This window comes from Actinophytocola sp., from assembly GCF_036402745.1.
Lineage (GTDB): Bacteria > Actinomycetota > Actinomycetes > Mycobacteriales > Pseudonocardiaceae > Actinophytocola.
Genome location: NZ_DASWSJ010000403.1, coordinates 1 through 2,844 on the forward strand (window position 1 = coordinate 1; position 2,844 = coordinate 2,844).

At 72.3% G+C, this 2,844-nt stretch carries 3 protein-coding genes; 2 read left to right on the forward strand and 1 reads right to left on the reverse strand.

What is annotated here, in order from left to right:
* Positions 1-41: 41 nt before the first annotated feature.
* Entirely contained in the window at positions 42-893 is an 852-nt protein-coding gene (locus VGD70_RS35520; RefSeq protein WP_331089317.1) for a helix-turn-helix transcriptional regulator, read from the reverse strand.
* Between the two features lie 115 nt (positions 894-1,008).
* On the opposite strand from VGD70_RS35520, the gene VGD70_RS35525 reads away from it, so the two are divergent.
* Both VGD70_RS35525 and phoU read left to right on the forward strand, forming a co-directional pair.
* The gene (locus VGD70_RS35525; RefSeq protein ID WP_331089319.1) at positions 1,009-2,034 is read left to right on the forward strand and encodes an aldo/keto reductase; all 1,026 of its coding nucleotides are present in this window, start codon (positions 1,009-1,011) and stop codon (positions 2,032-2,034) included.
* A gap of 170 nt (positions 2,035-2,204) precedes the next feature.
* The coding region (gene phoU / locus VGD70_RS35530) for a phosphate signaling complex protein PhoU (protein WP_331089321.1) at positions 2,205-2,844 on the forward strand (640 nt) is incomplete at its 3' end.

Here is a 2,844-nt window from a genome sequence, read left to right on the forward strand (position 1 = left end):
CGCCGGAACGCAACCCACACTTTAAATCCCGGGGAGGCGGACTAGGCGGCGACGCCGAGGGCGAGGGTGCGCAGGCGCTCCTCGGTGACCGAGCCCTTCGCCGCCGTGTAGGTGCACAGCCGCTGCTCGGGGTCGGCGGGCAGGGTGAACGCCTCGTAGGTGACCACGAGCTCGCCGACCTCCGGGTGATGGATGCGCTTGGTCCCGTGGTTGCGCTCGCGCACCGCGCGCTCCTCCCAGCAGCGGACGAACTCCGGGCTCGCGTCGCGCAGCTCGCAGATGACCTGCTGCACCCGCGGCTCGTCGGGGTACTGGCCGTCCTCCACCCGCAGGCTCGCGACGATCTCCTCGGCCGTCGCCTCCCAGTCCGGGTAGAACGACCTCGCGTCGGGGTGGGTGAAGACCAGCAGGGCGGAGTTGAGCTGCGCCTCGGGCAGCGCGGCGAAGTCGAAGGTGAGCCGGCCGGCGAGGCGGTTCCACGCCAGGATGTCCGTGCCCGGCCCGAAAACCATGGCCGGCACGGTGTCGTTCATCGCGTCGAGCAGCTCCTGGATCTGCGGGCGCACCCGGGGCCGCGGCGCCGGCTGCGCGGTGCACTCGGCCGGCCGGCGCCGCGGCTGGGTGATGTTGCGCAGGTAGGAGTGTTCGTTGGCGGTGAGCCGCAGCGCCCGCGCGATGGCGTCGAGCACCGCGTCGGAGACGGCCTGCGCGCGGCCCTGCTCGATGCGCGTGTAGTAGTCGACGCTGATGCCCGCCAGCTGCGCGACCTCCTCCCGGCGCAGACCGCTGACCCGCCGGCGGGCCAGGCCGTCCGGCAGGCCCAGCGCCACCGGGTCCAGTGCCGCTCGGCGTGCCTTCAGGAACGGCGTGACCTCGTCCTCGGCGTAGCCCATGACCCCATTATCCGCCTGGGTGGTTCTGCCGGACCCAGGTTGAGCCATACCTGGCAGACCGGCCCCGGCGCACGGAGGGTGGAAGGCAGAACCCGATGACTGGAGGCAGTACCTGATGAAGCGCAGGATCCTCGGCGGCACCGGTATCTCGGTGAGCGAGTTCGCGCTCGGCACCATGATGTTCGGTGCCCTGGGCAACCCCGACCACGACGACAGCGTGCGGATCATCCACCGCGCGCTCGACGCGGGCATCAACTTCGTGGACACCGCCGACATCTACTCCGCGGGCGAGTCGGAGGAGATCCTCGGCAAGGCCCTCAAGGGCCGGCGCGACGACGTCGTGCTGGCCACCAAGGCACACGGTTCGATGGGGCCGGACGCCAACCACAGCGGCAACTCCCGGCGCTGGCTCGTCCGCGAGGTCGAGAACAGCCTGCGCCGGCTGGGCACCGACCACATCGACCTCTACCAGATCCACCGGCCCGACCCGGCCACCGACATCGACGAGACCCTCGCCGCGCTCACGGACCTCGTGCGTGCGGGCAAGGTCCTGGTGGTCGGCAGCTCGACGTTCCCGGCCGAGCAGATCGTCGAGGCGCAGTGGGCCGCCGAGCGGCGCGGGCACGTGCGGTTCCGCAGCGAGCAGCCGCCGTACTCGATCCTGGCGCGGGGCGTCGAGGCGGCGGTCCTGCCGGCCGCGCAGCGCTACGGGATGGGCGTGCTCACCTGGGGCCCGCTGTCCGCGGGCTGGCTGTCCGGCAGGTACACCGCGGCCGGTGACGTGTCGTCGGCGGGCGGCCGGGCGACGACCGAGCAGCACAAGTTCGACCCGTCGGTGCCGGGCAACGCCCGCAAGTTGGAGGCGGTCCGCGACCTGGCGAAGCTGGCCGAGGAGGCGGGCCTGACGCTGCCGCACCTCGCGCTCGGCTTCGTGCTGGCGCACCCCGCGGTGACGTCGGTGATCATCGGCCCGCGCACGATGGACCAGCTGGAGAGCCTGCTCACCGGCGCGGACGTCGAGCTGAGCGAGGACGTGCTGGACCGCATCGACGAGATCGTCCCGCCGGGGACGGACCTCAACCCGGCGGACAGCTACTACGTGCCGCCGGCCCTGGCGGACAGGTCGCTGCGCCGCCGCTAGGAGCACGACACCGGGGTGACGGTTTGCCCGTCATCCCGGTGCCGACGCTCGCGAATCGGTCGAGAACTGGCAGAATCGGACATGTTTCCGCCGGTCCGCCCGTGTCGAACCGGCGATCCTGGGTACTCCGTCGTGCTTGGGTCGTCCTGCGTTCGAGGAGCTCGGAGATCATGCGAGAGACATTCCACAGCCAGCTGGCCGGCCTCCGGGACCAGCTGGCCGACATGTGCGCGGTGGCCGCCGGGGCGATGCGGTCGGCCGCCGCGGCTGTGCGGTCAGGAGACGTGGACCTGGCCGGCCGGGTGCTGGCCGAGGACGTCGAGCTGGACCGGGCCCGCGACCGGTGCGAGGACGAGGCGCAGCAGCTGCTGGTGTTGCAGGCGCCGGTCGCCCGGGACCTGCGGCTGGTGCTCACCGCGTTGTACTGCACCAACAAGATCGAGCGGATGGGTGACCTCGCCGCGCACATCGCCGAGCACGTGCGGCTCGCCCACCCGGCACCCGCGGTCCCGGCCGAGCTGGCCGGCGCGTTCGCGGAGCTGGGCCGGATCGCGGCGGAGATGGCCGACCGGCTGGTCGAGCTGATCCGGCACCCGGACGCGTGCGGCTACGCCGAGCTCGACCAGACCGACCAGCAGGTCGACGCGCTGCACTCCGGCGTGATGGCCGCGATCACCGACCCGGGCTGGCCGCACGGCGTCCCGTCGGCGATGTCGCTCGCGCTGCTGGTCCGGTACTACGAGCGCTTCGCCGACCAGGCCGTCTCGGTGGCCAAGCGCCTCGACTTCGCGGTGACGGGCGCCATCCCGG

What these genes read in the sequence shown, in the direction of transcription:
- VGD70_RS35520 (WP_331089317.1), bottom strand. Translation starts at nt 893, where the DNA reads ATGGGCTACGCCGAGGACGAGGTCACGCCGTTCCTGAAGGCACGCCGA.
- VGD70_RS35525 (WP_331089319.1), top strand. Translation starts at nt 1,009, where the DNA reads ATGAAGCGCAGGATCCTCGGCGGCACCGGTATCTCGGTGAGCGAGTTC.